Origin of the sequence: Deinococcus gobiensis I-0, from assembly GCF_000252445.1 — a bacterium.
Lineage (GTDB): Bacteria > Deinococcota > Deinococci > Deinococcales > Deinococcaceae > Deinococcus > Deinococcus gobiensis.
Window position 1 is genome coordinate 1,234,571 of sequence record NC_017790.1, and the last position, 14,291, is coordinate 1,248,861.

A 14,291-nucleotide genomic window follows, 5' to 3' on the forward strand; every position below is an offset into this window, starting at 1 on the left:
CCTGTCCTGCCGCCTGGGGGCGCACCATAGGGCATGGCCCCCGACCTGCCCCCACCGCCCCGCAGCCTCGTTCAGCTGGAGGCGGCGCGCCGGCGTTTCGGCCCCGGGCGGGTGGCCCTGCTCACCGAGATGGTCCAGACGGGCGACCCCCTGGCCGACGCCGCCACCCGTGAACTGCGGACCGGGGGCGAGGAGGCCCGGCGCGCCTCGGACCTGGGCTTGCGGCACGGCGCCGCCTTTCTGGACGACCGTTTCCCGGCGCTGCGGGCGCTGCTCGCCGCTGCCGAGGCCGACCCGCCCTGGCTCGACCGTGCCCGGCTCGCACGTGGCTCGGAGGCGTACCTCGCCATCGGCAACGTCTGGATCACGCTGTCGCTCGGTCCCGGCTCGCTGACCCACACCTACAGTTCGCCCAGCATCGCGCGGGTGCTCGTGCGCACCGGCAACCTGACGCGCATGGCCCGGCGGCGCATCATCGAAACGGGGGTCTGGAACATCGAGACGGCGCTGCCCGGCGGCCTGGAGCGGGGTGCAGGTGGCTACGTCCATAACCTCCAGGTCAGGCTGCTGCACGCCGGTGTGCGGGCCAGCCTGCGCGCACGCGGCTGGGACGACCGCGAGACTGGCGCGCCCATCAACCAGGTCGAGATGGCGCGCACCTGGCTGGACTTCACCTATGTGCCCTTCCGGGCGCTGGGGGCTTTCGGCATCTCCTTCAGCCGCGCCGAGCTGGACGACCTGTACCACTTCTGGCGCTACGTCGCGCACCTGCTGGGCGTGGACCCCCGGCTGTACGGCGACGTGACGGATCAGGCGCAGGCGGGCGAGCTGCTCGCCCTCATCAACGGCACGATGGAACCGGCCACCGACGATACCCGGCAGCTGACCCGGGAGATGTTGGTCGCGGTCGCGGAGCTGCTGCAACCCAGCCTGCGCCTGCCGCCTCCGCTGATCCTCGACCTCACACACGCACTGGCGCGGCAGCTGCACGGCGACGCCCTGGCCGACCGCCTGGCGATCCGCCGCCCGCCCATTCGCCTCGCGCTGCCCCTGCTCACGCTCGCCAACCGTCTGCGCCGCGCCCACGAACGCCTCTGGCCCCGGCAGCGGGCACGGGCCATCCGGGCGACGGTGGCCTACTTCCGGGAGCAGCTCGCCACCCTGGAAGGTCCGACCACCTACCAGCGCCCTGCCGAGGGACCGGGCGGCCTGCCCGTGACACAGGAACCGCCTGCCCGGCCCTGAACACAAAAAAGCCCCCACCTGGAAACGGGTGGAGGCTTTTTTGCGGTCCTGTTGAGGACCACCAGCGGCTGGGGCTCAGGTCGCCGGTGGTCCTGCCGTGCGGCTCAGGTCAGGGGAAGCGAGGGGCTGGCCCTCTGCTCCCCCAGTTCCCGTGCTCAGTCGTCGTAGCCGAGGGTGGTCGGCGCGGTGGGGCGGCTGTCGTCGTAGCGCTGGGTGCCGGTGACGGCGTCGTTGCTGACGCTGCCCTCGCCGTACTTCTCCAGCGTACGCTCGTCGGCGACCTGCATGTCGCGCACCGTGATCAGGCCCGTGCCGGCCGGGATCAGCTTGCCGAGGATGACGTTCTCCTTGAGGCCGATCAGATCGTCCACCTGGCCGCGCATGGAGGCCTCGGTGAGCACGTGGGTCGTGTGCTGGAAGCTCGCCGCCGAGAGCCACGACTTGGTGGTCAGGCTGCTCTTGGTGATGCCCAGCAGCACCGGCTTCCAGCTCGCGGGGTTCTGGCCTTCGGCGAGGGCGTCGTTGGCCTGGTCCACTTCCCAGCGCTCGACGGTCTGGCCTTCGAGCAGCGTGGTGTCGCCGCCGTCAGTCACTTCGACCCAGCGCAGCATCTGGCGCACGATGATCTCGATGTGCTTGTCGTGCACCTTCACGCCCTGCGAGCGGTACACGCGCTGCACTTCTTCGACCAGGTAGCGCTGCGCGGCGTCGCTGTCCTTGTACAGCAGCAGGTCGTGCGGGTTGATCGCGCCGCGCGTCAGCGGCTGGCCGGCCTCAACGTGGTCGCCGTCCTTGACGATCATGCGCAGCGCCTTGCCGATCTTGGTCGCCGTCTTGGAGCTGTACTGCTCGTCTTCGGCGTCAATCCGCACGAGGTAGCGCTCTTCTTCTTCCTCGACGCGCAGCACGCCGTCACGGTCGGCCACGACGGCCTGGGTCTTGGGCTTGCGCGCCTCGAACAGCTCGATCACGCGGGGCAGACCCATCGTGATGTCGCCGCCGCCCGCGATCCCGCCGGTGTGGAAGGTGCGCATGGTGAGCTGCGTGCCGGGTTCACCGATGCTTTCGGCCGCCACCACGCCCACCGCTTCGCCCATCGAGACGGGCTTGGCCTGCGAGAGATCGTAGCCGTAGCACTTCTGGCACACGCCGGCCTTGACCTTGCAGTTCAGGGGGGTACGGACATACACCTCGCCCAGCGCCTTGGCGTCCTTGGTGATGGCCTTGACGTCCTCGAGCGAGAGCATCTCGCCTTCGGGAATCACGCGGCCACTGCTGAGCTGTACGTCGGCGCTCAGGGTGCGGCCGTAGATCGAGGTTTCGATCTCGCTGCCCTTGCGGCTGCGCCATTCGCCGGTGCGCTCGTCGGTCGCGCCCAGGGGCATGACGGTCGAGTCGGTGGTTCCGCAGTCCACGTCACGCACGACGACCTCGTGGGCCACGTCCACCAGCTTGCGGGTCAGGTAGCCCGAGTCGGCGGTGCGCAGCGCGGTGTCGGCGCCGCCCTTACGCGCCCCGTGGGTCGAGATGAAGTACTCGGCCACGGTCAGGCCTTCGCGGAAGCTCGCCTTGATCGGCACTTCGATGGTCGAGCCGTCGGGGCGGGCCATCAGGCCGCGCATCCCGGCCAGCTGACGGATCTGCTGGGGGTTACCGCGCGCGCCCGACTGGCTCATGATCCACAGCGGGTTGAAGGGGTAGTTCTGGCTGAAGTTCTCGAACACCGCGTTCTTCACTTCGTCGGTGGTGTCGTTCCACAGCTGCACGACCTGCTTGTAGCGCTCGTCTTCGGTCATGAAGCCGAACTCGTAGTTCTGCTCGATTTCCTTGAGCTTCAGGTCGGCTTCGGCCAGCAGCTCGGGCTTGTTGGGCGGCAGGACGATGTCGTCGATGCCGATGGTGATGCCCGAGGTCGTCGAGAGCTTGAAGCCGCTGTCCTTCAGGCCGTCGAGCAGGCCGGCGGTCGCCTCGATCCCGAGCTGCTTGAAGCAGGCCATGACCATGTCCTTGAGGCTGTCCTTCTCGTAGGTCGTGTTCAGGTCGAACAGGTCGTCCACGAGGTGCGCCTGGTTGCCCAGGGCTTCCTGCACGATGCGGCGGAAGCTCACGCGCCCGGCGCTCGTCTCGTGCACCGCGCCGTTCAGGCGGATGCGGACGTGGTCCTGGTTGTCGATCTCGCCGCGCTCGACGGCCATGACGGCTTCGTCGGGCGAGGAGAAGACGTACTTCAGGCGGCCGGGGCTGGTCTCGGCGCCGTTCACCATGACGGGGCTGTTCAGGCTGAGCTTGCCCTCACCGTAGGCGGCGAGCACGTCGTTCTCGCTGGCGAACTCGCTGCCGGCACCCAGGGTGTCGCGCCGGAGCTGGGTCAGCGTGAAGATGCCCAGGATGATGTCGCGGCTGGGCTTGACGTTCGGTTCGCCGTTGGCGGGCGAGAGCAGGTTGTGCGAGGCGAGCATCTGGATGCGGGCTTCGGCCTGCGCCTGCGCGCTCAGCGGGACGTGAATCGCCATCTGGTCGCCGTCGAAGTCGGCGTTGAAGGCTTCACAGACCAGCGGGTGCAGCTGGATGGACTGCCCTTCGACCAGCACCGGCTCGAAGGCCTGGATGCCGAGGCGGTGCAGGGTCGGCGCGCGGTTGAGCAGCACGACCTTGTCCTCGATGACTTCTTCCAGGGCGTCCCATACGCTGTCGCGGGTGTCGCGGTAGCGTTCCAGCATCTTGCGGGCCTGCTTGATGTTGGTGACTTCGCCCTTCTCCTCGAGCACCTTGAACAGGAAGGGCTTGAAGAGTTCGAGCGCCATGCGCTTGGGCACCCCGCACTGGTGCAGGCGGAGCTGCGGGCCGACCACGATGACCGAGCGGCCCGAGTAGTCCACGCGCTTGCCCAGCAGGTTCTGGCGGAAGCGGCCCTGCTTGCCGCCGAGCAGGTCGGTCAGCGAGCGCAGCGCGCGGTCGCTGCCGGGGTTGGTCACGGGGCTGCCGCGCCGGCCGTTGTCGATCAGCGCGTCCACCGCTTCTTGCAGCATGCGCTTCTCGTTGCGGATGATCATGTCGGGCGCGCCCTGACCGATCAGCTTCTTGAGGCGGTTGTTGCGGTTGATCAGGCGGCGGTACAGGTCGTTGAGGTCCGAGGTCGCGAAGCGGCCACCGTCCACCTGCACCATCGGGCGCAGGTCGGGCGGCATCACCGGCACGGTGTTCAGGATCATCCACGAGGGCGCGTTGCCGCTCGCCTTGAAGCTGCGCACCACTTCCAGCCGCTTGCGGGCCTTGGCGCGCTTGTGGCGCGACGAGTCCTTCATCTGCTCGCTCAGCTCGGCCTCGAGCTCGTCGAGGGCGAGATCGTCGAGCAGTTCCTTGACGGCTTCGGCGCCCATCTTGGCCTCGAAGTCGTAGGACTCGATCACGCGGACCTGCTTGCGCACGAGGTCGATCTCGATGCGGCCCGAGATCTCGCTGCGCAGGTTGCCGGCGTCGGCGAGGTCCTCGCCCGGCTCTACGCGGTCACCGTTCACGACCAGCGGCTCGTCGTTGTACGAGTACACCTTGGCCTTGCTGACGATGACGCTCGCGGGCGCGTGCAGGGTGATGACCCCGTCGGCCTCCGCAGTGATCTCCTCTTCCTTGTCGATGGCCCCGATGACCTTCTGGCCCTTGCGCACGTCGCTGCCGTCGCCGACCAGCACGTGCATCGTGGGGTTGATGGGGTACTCGGCGCGGCGGGTCCAGTGCGCCGTGACGGTCACGTCCCCCTTCTTCTTGGGGAAGGTGACGCCCGAGAGGCTGGAGTCGCGGCTCACGCGCAGGCGGCTGCCCGACTTGGCCTCGGCCAGCACGGCCCCGGCGTCCACGATCTCGCCGTACACGACCTGCACGTCCATGCCGTGCGGCACGTACACGCGCGCGAGCACCTCGCCCATCGGCGCGGCCTCGTCGTCCCCGGCAGCGGCGGTCTGCTCCCGCAGTTCCACCATGACCGAGTCCTCGCCCATCTCGTGCAGATACACGGTGCCCGCCACGGGGGCGGTGAACTGCACGTCCTGCTCCAGCTCGGCCAGGATCTCACCGGCACGGAAGCTGTCCTGCTCGACCATCGCGCCCTCGGGCAGCGGCAGGTTCGCCTCGACCTTCTCGGCGTAGGCGATCTCGGCGCGGCGCGGGAAACGGTACTGCGCCAGGCCGTCCATCTTGCTCACGACGTTGCCGCCCAGAATCTGGCCGCGCGTGACGTACTCGCCGTCACGGATGACCGCTTCCTGGCCGCCGGGGATGGTGTAGGTCTCCTGACGTCCGAAACGCAGTTCGCGGTACTCGTCGTCCGAGAGCAGCTCGCCGCGCTTGAGGGGACGGCCGTCCTTCTGGGCGTTCAGGGCGTTGGTCACCAGGAACGAGCTGAAGTACAGCACCTTCTCGAGCTGGCCGGCCGACAGGTCGAGCAGCGTGCCGACCTTGCTGGGCGCGTCCTTGACGTACCAGATGTGCGCGGCCGGGGTCGCGAGGTCGATGTGGCCCATGCGGTAGCGGCGGACCTTGCTGCTGGTCACCTCGACGCCGCAGCGCTCGCAGACCTTGCCCTCGTAGCGCTGGCGCTTGTACTTGCCGCAGGCGCACTCGTAGTCCTTGATCGGCCCGAAGATGCGCTCGTCGAACAGGCCCTCGCGCTCGGGCTTCAGGGTGCGGTAGTTGATGGTCTCGGGCTTTTCGACTTCGCCGAACGACCACTCGCGGATCTTGTCGGGCGAAGCGATGGCGATACGAACTTTGCTGAAATCTTTCAAAGCAGTTGCTCCTTGGTTGGGAGGCTTGGGGGCGGGGCGGTGGGGGAGAGGGGCGTGGCAGCGTGGCCTCTCCCGGACACCGGCCTCAGCGCTTGGGCATCATGCCTTCGAAGATGTCGACCGGCTTGTCGCCGCCGTCGAGCACCTCGACATTCAGACCCAGCGAGTGCAGCTCCTTGACGAGCACCTTGAAGGACTCGGGGATCGTGCTGCCCGAGACTTCCTCGCCCTTGACGATGCTCTGGTACGCGGCGTCGCGGCCGTCGATATCGTCGGACTTGATGGTCAGCATTTCCTGAAGGACGTGCGCCGCGCCGTAGGCCTCGAGCGCCCACACTTCCATTTCCCCGAAGCGCTGGCCGCCGAACTGGGCCTTGCCGCCCAGCGGCTGCTGGGTGATGAGGCTGTAGGGGCCGGTCGAGCGGGCGTGCAGCTTATCTTCCACCATGTGGTAGAGCTTCATGACGTACATGGTGCCGACCACCACGGGGCCGCTGATCGGCTCACCGCTGCGCCCGTCGTACAGGATGCTCTTGCCGGTGCGCGAAAGCTGCATCTGGGCGGCCTCGTAGTCGTCGCCGGGGGCCGTGATCACGCCGGTCTTGCCCGCGCGGTCCAGCACTTCCTGTTCGCGCTTGTCGAGTTCGAAGCCCTCGTCCTTGCGCTTCTGCAGGCGCTCGGCGGCGGCCACTTCGAGCATTTCCTTGATGGTCGCCTCGGTCACCGAGTCGAACACCGGGGTCTCGAACTTCTGGCCGGTCAGGCGCGCCACTTCGCCCAGGTGGGTTTCGAGGATCTGGCCCAGGTTCATGCGCGAGGGCACACCCAGGGGGTTGAACACGAGGTCGACGGGGGTGCCGTCTTCCAGGTAGGGCATGTCTTCGGGGGGCAGGATCTTGGAGACCACGCCCTTGTTGCCGTGACGGTTGGCCACCTTGTCGCCCACCTGGAGCTGACGCTTCTGGGCCACGTACACGCGCACCATCTCGCGCACGCCGGGCTTGAGGTCCACGCCCTCGTCGCCGCGTCGGAAGCGCACGGTCTTGACGACGATGCCGCCCTGACCCGACTGCACGCGCAGCGAGGTGTCCTTCACTTCACGGGCCTTCTCGCCGAAGATCGAACGCAGGAGGCGCTCTTCGGGGGTCGGCTCGCTCTCGCCCTTGAAGCTCGTCTTGCCGACGAGGATGTCGCCGGGCTTGACTTCGGCGCCCACGCGCACGATGCCGTCTTCATCCAGGTCGCGCAGCGCGGCTTCGGAGAGGCCGGGGATGTCGCGGGTGATCTTCTCGGGCCCGAGCTTGGTGTCGCGCGCCTCGATCTCGTCCTTCTCGATATGCACCGAGGTGTAGAAGTCCTTGCGGACCAGGCCCTCGCTGATGCAGATCGCGTCTTCGAAGTTGAAGCCGTCGAAGGGCATGATGGCGATGGTGATGTTCTGCCCGAGCGCGAGGCGGCCCAGGTCGCTGGCGGGGCCGTCGGCGATGACCTGCCCGGCCGTGACCGTGTCGCCGATGTTGACGATGGGGCGCTGGTCGAGGTTGGTGCCCTGGTTGCTGCGGGTGAAGCGCACGAGCTCGAAGGTGCGGATGTTGCCGGTATTCAGGCCCTGGGCGGGCGCGTCCTCGGTCAGCGTCACCTGGATGACGCGGGCATCCACGTAGCTCACGCGGCCGTTCACGTCGCTCACGACGCTGGTGCCCGAGTCGGTCACCACGCGGCGCTCGACGCCCGTACCCACGGCGGGGCTGTCGGCGCGCACGAGGGGCACGGCCTGCGACTGCATGTTCGATCCCATGAGGGCGCGGTTGGCGTCGTCGTGCTCCAGGAACGGAATGAGGCTGGTGTTGATCGAGACGATCTGCTTCGGGCTCACGTCCATGTACTCGACTTCGGTCGGGTCGTACAGCAGCGGGTCGCCCTTCTTACGGGCCAGCACGCGCTCTTCGGCGAAGGTGCCGTCCTCGTTCAGCGCGCTGTTGGCCTGCGCGATCACGTAGCGGTCCTCGATGTCGGCCGTCATGTACTCGACGTTGTCGCTGACCTGACCGCCCTGCGCCTTGCGGTAGGGGGCCATAATGAAGCCCAGGTCGTTGACCTTGGCGTAGCTCGACAGCGACGAGATCAGGCCGATGTTCGCGCCTTCCGGCGTCTCGATGGGGCAGATGCGGCCGTAGTGCGTCCGGTGTACGTCGCGCACGTCGAAGCCGGCGCGCTCGCGGGTCAGGCCGCCCGGCCCCAGCGCGGAGATACGGCGCTTGTGGCGCAGGTCCGACAGGGGGTTGGTCTGGTCCTTGAACTGCGAGAGCTGGCTGCGCCCGAAGAACTCGCGCATGGCCGCCACGATGGGACGGTTGTTCACGAGCTTGGTGGGGGTCGCGGCGTCGGGGTTGCCCAGCAGCATGCGCTCGCGTACGCCACGCGCCATGCGGCCCATGCCCACGCGCAGCTGGTCGGCGAGCAGTTCGCCCACCGTACGTACGCGGCGGTTGCCGAGGTGGTCGATGTCGTCGGCATGCACGGGCACGGGGTTCGACACGCCGTCCTCGTCCGCGCCGATGGTCACCGTGTCCTGGCCCTGCTGCAGCGCCATCAGGTAGCGGATGGTGTCCACCAGACCCGCGTCGCTGAACTTGCCGTCCGTGAAGGTCAGCAGCGTGCGCTCGGGACGGTTCACGCCCAGCTTGGTGTTCATCTTGAAACGGCCGGGTTCGCCCAGGTCGTAGCGGCGGGGGTCCGCCAGCAGGCCGTAGAGGTACTGCACGGCCTTGTCGCGCTTGGGCGGATCACCGGGGCGCAGCACCGTGAACAGGCGCAGCAGCGCCTCGTCGGCGCCCATGCCCGCGCTCTTGTCCTCGGCCTGCTCGGCTTCGGGGCCGAACTCGCTGAACAGCGCCTTCAGGCTGGCGTCGTCGTAGCCCAGCACGCGCAGCAGCATCGCCACGGGGAACTTGCGCTTGTTGACCTTCATTTCCAGCACGCCGGCGTTGTACTCCAGTTCGATCCAGGGTCCACGCTTGGGCATGGGGATGATCGCCGCCGTGTACATCTTCTTGATGCCCTTGTAGCTGCTCGTGAAGTACACGCCGGGGCTGCGGTGGATCTGCGAGATCACCACGCGGTCGGCGCCGTTGATGACGAAGGAGCCGTCCTTGGTCATCAGGGGCAGGTCGCCCAGGAACACCTGGTCTTCCTTGATGAGGCCCGAGTCCTTGTGGATGAGCTGGAGCTTGGCGTACATCGGGGCCTGGTAGGTCAGGTCCTTCTCGCGGCATTCTTCGGGGGTGTAGGGCGGCTCACCCAGACGGTATTCCAGGTAGTCCAGCACCAGGCCCGTCGAGCGGCCCTTTTCGGTCTCGTCGATAGGAAAGACTTCCTTGAACGCGCTCTGGAGACCGCTGTCGGCGCGCTGGTCGGGCGCACGGTCGGCCTGCAAGAAGGCGTGGAAGGAGTTGACCTGCACTTCGGTCAGGTTGGGAAGCGGAATGACTTCGGTGATTTCACCGAACCGCTCGATGCGTGGGGGCGTAGGGTTCAACGTCATGCACACCTCTTGCGCCAGATGATGCTGACCCGCGTCCTCTCTGGGCACTCCAAAAGACGCGGGCGAGACACCGACCCCGTTGGTCGTGTCCCGAAGTAGGTTCCTCAGTTGTGAAGTCCGGCTGATTGCAAGGAACTCCTGCCCAACCCATCATGGTCGGCCACAGGGAAGTATAGGCCTTGGGACAATTTATGTCAAGAAAGACGAAGCCGGTTACTCTACGCCCTGAACCGAAACGCGGTCCCGAGCATGAAGGGAACCGCAGCGCCGCCTCGGCCGTCCTTCCGGGCGGGGCTCAAACCCGCCGGATACACTGGGGCTGTGGAGTTCCTGCAACCCTACCTTCCTGTCGTTTTCACGGTCCTGCGGGTGCTGGCCGTCGTCAGTCTGATTCACGCCATCGTCACCCGGCAGCAACTCTACTGGATGGTCATGCTCGGTTTCGGGGCCTTGCTGGGCAGTGTCTTCGGACTGATTTTCACGCTGGTCTACGTGTTCATGGTGCTCGTGCCGTCGCTGCGCAGCGGGGGTCAGCGGGCCGGGCGCGCGGTGCAGTCGGGGCTGGAAGCCATCAAGCCGCTCGACACCCGTATCCGGGAAGCGCAGGAACGCCTGGACGAGAGCGACACGCTGGCCCACCGCAGTGACCTCGCCGCCCTGCTTGCCCGCGCAGGCCGGGAGGCCGAGGCTCAGGCGACCCTTGATCCCCTGCTGCGGGGCATCTACGCCGACGACCCGGTGGTGCTGCTCACCAGCGCCGAACTCGATCTCGCCCGGCAGCAGCCTGCGCAGGCGGAGGAGCGTCTCTCGCGGGTGGACCTGCGCACCAGCGCAGCGACCCGGACCCGGACCCTGACCCTGCTGGCCCAGGCCCAGGCGGCCCAGGGCAAATCCGGAGCCGACGCCACCTTCCGTGAAGCCATGACGGCCGCGACCACCGAGGAGCCGCGTGCCCGGTACGCCGCCTATCTCGTGGCCCAGGGCCGCCCCGCAGAGGCGCGCCCGCTGCTTGAGGCGATGGCGAAAACCGAGGCCAAGGCCACCCAGCTCTACCGGCGACAGGAGCGCGAGTGGTTTGGCCTCGCCGCCGAGGTCCGGCGCGACCTGAAATGACCGCCGTCCCCTCAGGGAGCAGAAGAACCCCCCACCGGTATGTCGGTGGGGGGAGTTAAAAGACGCGACTTACCAGCGGTCGTCGCGGCGGGGACGGGCGTTGTAAGCAGGAGCCGGAGCCGCCTTGGTCACCACGATGTTCTTGGCCTGGGGACCCTTGCCGTTCTGGCCAGGTTCGATTTCGAATTCAACTTCGTCGCCTTCGTTGAGCTTCTTGAACCCCTGGGCCTGGATGGCGCTGAAGTGCGCGAACACGTCAGCGCTGCCTTCCGTTTCAATGAACCCAAAGCCCTTCTCTGCGTTGAACCACTTCACTCTACCTGTTGCCATCTTGATTCTCCTTGCTCCCACCAACAAAAACCGGACGCTCCTGTGATCGAACCCGGCCCGTCCGCTTTAGACCTGCGCTGGTGTTGAACCCAAACAGAATAGGGGAAGGACATTCCGGTAAAACGGAATACGGGTCACAATTACATTTGGGTGGTTGGTAGTCTACTGGAAGGTTGGTAGAAATCTTTCGGCCCAGACAGAAAAAACCCCGACCCGGCCGCAGGGGCACGGGTCGGGGCGCACTCCGGCGCGAGGAAGATTACTTCAGTTCGACGCGGGCGCCAGCGGCTTCGAGCTGGGCCTTGAACTTGTCGGCGTCTTCCTTGCTCACGCCTTCCTTGACGGCGCCGCCCTTCTCGCTCAGGTCCTTGGCTTCCTTCAGACCCAGGCCGGTGATGGCGCGCAGTTCCTTAATGACGTTGATCTTGCTCGAGCCGGCATCGACCAGCACGACGTCGAACTCGGTCTTCTCTTCGGCAGCGGCGGCCGGGCCGGCCGAGGCGGGGCCAGCGGCGACGGCGGCGGTGACGCCCCAGGTTTCCTTCAGACCGTCGATGAGGTCCGCGAGTTCCATGATGGTGAGCTGGCCGAGCTGGTCGATAAGAGCCTGTTTGTCGTAAGCCATGATGTGTTCCTCCTGAACTGAGATGGTGATGCGGGTAAAGCGGTGAAATGCGTGGTCAGACGCTTAAGCGCTCTGGCCTTCGCCTTCGAGTTTTTCGCGGTACGCTTCGAGGATGCCCACGAAGTTGCTGAGGTGGGCGCTGAGCACGCCGACCAGTTCGCCCTGGAGGCTCTGCTTGCTGCCGAGGCTGGCCAGACGTTCGACGACGCGCACGTCCACCTTCTTGCCTTCGACGAAGCCGCCCTTGACGGCCGGGATGCCCCGGTCGTTGCCCTTCGCAGCGTCGCTCAGGGCCTTGGCGACCCCGGCGGGGTCGGTGTGGGCCAGAACGATGGCGCTGGGGCCCTTCAGCGCGTCCGTGAAGTCACGGCCGCCTTCCTGAAGCGCGATGTTGATCAGGGTGTTCTTGGCAACGATGAGCTGCCCGCCCTTCTCACGGATGTCCTTGCGCAGTTTGCTCAGCTGCCCGGCGTTCAGGCCCTGGTAGTCGACCACATAGAAGGTGTCGATGCCCGAGAGGCTGCTCTTGAGGCCGCTGAGGTCCTGCAGGTTCTTTTCGTTCGCCACGCGTGACCTCCTTGGTGGTGAACGAGGTCCAGGTGCAACAACTTTTCGCAGCCTGGCAACTCGGCGGGATGTTTAAACCTGGCAAGGGTCCCCGCTGTCTTTGGTGCCTGAATAATGGACGGATTGGAAGAGGTGCGAAAAGCCGCACCGGGGTGCCGAAAGGAGATACAGCACAGGTGGGGGCGTGCCGGGAACAGCGCCGCCCCCGCCGGGCTCAGGCCTGGGCCTGCGCGCCCAGGGTCAGCGGAATGCTGGGTCCCATGGTCGTCGTCAGGTAGGCGCTGCGCAGGAACACGCCCTTGGCGCTGCCGGGCTTGGCGGCTTCGAGGGCCGAAACCAGCGCGGAGTAGTTGGCGCTGAGGTTGCCGGCGTCGAAGCTGGCCTTGCCGATGGGGGCGTGCACGACGCCGGTCTTGTCGTTACGGAACTCGATGCGGCCGGCCTTGAGGCCGCGCACCATGCCCGTCACGTCGGGACCGACCGTGCCGCTGCGGGGGTTGGGCAGGAGGCCGCGCGGCCCGAGCAGACGCGCGAGCTTCTGGCCGACCTGGGCCATCACGTCGGGCGTCGCCACCACGGCGTCGAACTCCATGAAGCCGCCGGCGATGCGGTCGATCAGCTCGTCGCCGCCGACCACGTCCGCGCCAGCCGCCTCGGCGGCCTGCACGTTGTCACCCTTGGTGATCACGGCGACGCGCACGGTACGGCCGGTGCCGTGGGGCAGCGACACGGTGCCGCGCACCGTCTGGTCACTCTTGCGGGGGTCGATGCCGAGGCGGAAGTGCACTTCCACGGTCTCGTCGAACTTGGCGGTGGCCAGGTCGCGTACCAGGGCGGCGGCTTCGTCGATGCTGTACTGCTTGTTGCGGTCGACCTTCTCGATCAGGGCGCGGTAGCGCTTGCCGTGCTTAGGCATTGGGGTTCCCCTCGATGGTCACGCCCATGCTGCGGGCGGTGCCGGCGACCGTCTGTGCGGCGGCTTCGACGCTGCCCGCGTTCAGGTCGGGCATCTTGGTCTTGGCGATTTCCAGGACCTGGTCCCAGTTGAGCTTGCCGACCTTGGCCTTGTTGGGGGTCGGGCTGCCCTTCTGCAGGCCGGCGGCCTTGCGGATCAGGTAGCTCATGGGCGGGGTCTTGGTGATGAAGGTGAAGCTGCGGTCCGCGTAGATCGTGATCTCGACGGGGATGATCGCGTCACCCTTGTCGGCGGTCTGCGCGTTGAACGCCTTCGTGAACTCCATGATGTTCGCGCCGTACTGGCCCAGTGCGGGGCCGACGGGCGGTGCCGGCGTGGCCTTGCCGGCCGGGAGTTGGAGCTTGACCAGCCCTGTAATCTTCTTCATGCCTGTTCCTCCTTAGCTCCCCCGCTGCCTGCGCGCTCCTGGAGCGGCGCGGCGTGGGGTGCCAGCGCTAAGTCCCGTGCCCAGAAAAGGGCACAGCAACTTTTCGATTTTACACGCTTCAGACCGGTCTGCCTAGTGGGGCAGTGGGCTTCAGCGCGCGACCTGCGCGAAATCCAGCTCGACCGGCGTCTCGCGTCCGAAGATGCTGACGAGCACCTTGACCTTCGACTGCGGCATGTTGACTTCGCTGACCACACCGCTGAAATCGGCGAAAGGCCCACTCGTCACGCGCACCATGTCGCCCGCCTTGAAGTTGACCTTCACGCGCGGCGCTTCTTCCACCTGCGGCTGCGCCGCCACACCGACCGAAGCCAGCAGCCGCTGCACTTCCTCGGGCGAAAGCGGGACAGGGCGCGTCGCCGTACCCACGAAGCCCGTCACGCCGCCAGTGCCGCGCACGACCTCCCAGGACTCGCCCAGTTCGCCCGGCGCGTCGTCGTCCTCGATATCCATCTGAACGAAGACGTATCCGGGGAACAGCTTGCGCTTGACAGTGACCTTCTTGCCGCCTTCCTGAATTTCGACGGCATCTTCGGTGGGCTGAAGCACCTGAAAGATCTTGGTGTAGAACATGCCGAGCTTTCTGGCCCGGTCCATCAGTTGTTCCTGCACGCGGTCTTCCTGACCCACGTACGTGTGAACGGCGTACCACTCGATGCTCATGCCTGACTCCTCATCCGCTG

At 66.8% G+C, this 14,291-nt stretch carries 10 protein-coding genes; 2 read left to right on the plus strand and 8 right to left on the minus strand.

The window, feature by feature from the left end; genetic code table 11:
* The first annotated feature begins 33 nt into the window (after window positions 1-33).
* Window positions 34-1,245: an oxygenase MpaB family protein gene (locus DGO_RS05745; RefSeq protein ID WP_014684543.1), complete on the plus strand. Its 1,212-nt coding sequence runs from the start codon at window positions 34-36 to the stop codon at window positions 1,243-1,245.
* Between the two features lie 155 nt (window positions 1,246-1,400).
* Here the strand turns inward: DGO_RS05745 and DGO_RS05750 are convergent, their stop codons facing one another.
* Together DGO_RS05750 and rpoB are read right to left on the minus strand one after the other, a co-directional pair.
* On the minus strand, window positions 1,401-6,026 hold the full coding sequence (locus DGO_RS05750; protein ID WP_014684544.1) for a DNA-directed RNA polymerase subunit beta': 4,626 nt from the start codon (window positions 6,024-6,026) through the stop codon (window positions 1,401-1,403).
* A gap of 85 nt (window positions 6,027-6,111) precedes the next feature.
* Window positions 6,112-9,570, minus strand: coding sequence for a DNA-directed RNA polymerase subunit beta (gene rpoB, locus DGO_RS05755; protein ID WP_014684545.1), 3,459 nt, complete (start codon window positions 9,568-9,570; stop codon window positions 6,112-6,114).
* Between the two features lie 321 nt (window positions 9,571-9,891).
* On the opposite strand from rpoB, the gene DGO_RS05760 reads away from it, so the two are divergent.
* Window positions 9,892-10,683, plus strand: coding sequence for a hypothetical protein (locus DGO_RS05760; RefSeq protein WP_043801252.1), 792 nt, complete (start codon window positions 9,892-9,894; stop codon window positions 10,681-10,683).
* Between the two features lie 69 nt (window positions 10,684-10,752).
* Here DGO_RS05760 and DGO_RS05765 read toward each other — a convergent pair whose 3' ends face one another.
* The 6 genes from DGO_RS05765 to nusG form a co-directional block, all read right to left on the minus strand.
* Window positions 10,753-11,013: a cold-shock protein gene (locus tag DGO_RS05765; protein ID WP_014684546.1), complete on the minus strand. Its 261-nt coding sequence runs from the start codon at window positions 11,011-11,013 to the stop codon at window positions 10,753-10,755.
* Window positions 11,014-11,272: 259 nt separating this feature from the next.
* A complete protein-coding gene (gene rplL / locus DGO_RS05770) occupies window positions 11,273-11,638 on the minus strand; it encodes a 50S ribosomal protein L7/L12 (RefSeq protein WP_014684547.1) in 366 nt (121 codons plus the stop codon).
* Window positions 11,639-11,701: 63 nt separating this feature from the next.
* Complete coding sequence (gene rplJ, locus DGO_RS05775) at window positions 11,702-12,205, minus strand: 50S ribosomal protein L10 (protein ID WP_014684548.1); 504 nt, start codon at window positions 12,203-12,205, stop codon at window positions 11,702-11,704.
* 214 nt (window positions 12,206-12,419) lie between these two features.
* The gene (gene rplA, locus DGO_RS05780) at window positions 12,420-13,121 is read right to left on the minus strand and encodes a 50S ribosomal protein L1 (protein WP_014684549.1); all 702 of its coding nucleotides are present in this window, start codon (window positions 13,119-13,121) and stop codon (window positions 12,420-12,422) included.
* Window positions 13,114-13,548 carry a 50S ribosomal protein L11 gene (rplK, locus tag DGO_RS05785; protein WP_014684550.1) on the minus strand — a complete coding sequence of 145 codons (435 nt, stop codon included), beginning with the start codon at window positions 13,546-13,548 and terminating at the stop codon, window positions 13,114-13,116. Before rplK ends, rplA begins: the two co-directional genes overlap by 8 nt.
* A 150-nt stretch (window positions 13,549-13,698) precedes the next feature.
* Window positions 13,699-14,271 carry a transcription termination/antitermination protein NusG gene (gene nusG, locus DGO_RS05790; RefSeq protein WP_014684551.1) on the minus strand — a complete coding sequence of 191 codons (573 nt, stop codon included), beginning with the start codon at window positions 14,269-14,271 and terminating at the stop codon, window positions 13,699-13,701.
* Between the last annotated feature and the right edge of the window lie 20 nt (window positions 14,272-14,291).

Excerpts from the sequence above, each read along its gene's own strand:
- rplA (WP_014684549.1), bottom strand. The coding sequence starts at position 13,121 with ATGCCTAAGCACGGCAAGCGCTACCGCGCCCTGATCGAGAAGGTCGAC.
- nusG (WP_014684551.1), bottom strand. The coding sequence starts at position 14,271 with ATGAGCATCGAGTGGTACGCCGTTCACACGTACGTGGGTCAGGAAGAC.
- rplL (WP_014684547.1), bottom strand. The coding sequence starts at position 11,638 with ATGGCTTACGACAAACAGGCTCTTATCGACCAGCTCGGCCAGCTCACC.
- DGO_RS05745 (WP_014684543.1), top strand. The coding sequence starts at position 34 with ATGGCCCCCGACCTGCCCCCACCGCCCCGCAGCCTCGTTCAGCTGGAG.
- DGO_RS05765 (WP_014684546.1), bottom strand. The coding sequence starts at position 11,013 with ATGGCAACAGGTAGAGTGAAGTGGTTCAACGCAGAGAAGGGCTTTGGG.
- rpoB (WP_014684545.1), bottom strand. The coding sequence starts at position 9,570 with ATGACGTTGAACCCTACGCCCCCACGCATCGAGCGGTTCGGTGAAATC.
- rplK (WP_014684550.1), bottom strand. The coding sequence starts at position 13,548 with ATGAAGAAGATTACAGGGCTGGTCAAGCTCCAACTCCCGGCCGGCAAG.